This window comes from Flavobacterium sp. NRK1 (assembly GCF_024054175.1).
Classification (GTDB): domain Bacteria; phylum Bacteroidota; class Bacteroidia; order Flavobacteriales; family Flavobacteriaceae; genus Flavobacterium.
Map to the genome: position 1 here is coordinate 1 of NZ_JAMXLA010000014.1, position 542 is coordinate 542.

A 542-nucleotide genomic window follows, 5' to 3' on the forward strand; every position below is an offset into this window, starting at 1 on the left:
GGCGGTGTTACAACTGAAGACAGAACAGGACTTGCAGCCGGTTCCTATTCGGTAACTATTACCGATGATAATGGTTGTACAGGTGTTGTAAATGCTACGGTTACACAGCCTACAGCTATTACTGCTTCTATATCTTCACAGACCAATGTAGCATGTAATGGCGGAGCAAACGGGTCAGCTACAGTAACAGCTTCAGGGGGTACAGGGACACTTACCTATTCATGGGCACCTTCAGGGGGTACGGCCGCTACTGCTACAGGACTTACTGCAGGTACTTACACCGTAACTATTACAGATGCTAACGGATGTACGGCTACACAATCGGTTACTATTACACAGCCTACTGCTATTACTGCTTCTATATCTTCACAGACCAATGTAGCATGTAATGGCGGAGCAAACGGGTCAGCTACCGTAACTGCTTCAGGGGGTACAGGCACTCTTGCCTATTCATGGGTACCTTCAGGGGGTACGGCCGCTACTGCTACAGGACTTACTGCAGGTACTTACACCGTAACTATTACAGATGCTAACGGATGTAC

At 48.0% G+C, this 542-nt stretch carries 1 pseudogene; it reads left to right on the plus strand.

The features are described from left to right. A pseudogene (locus NHE85_RS16855) lies at positions 1–542 on the plus strand (SprB repeat-containing protein); the annotation flags it as partial.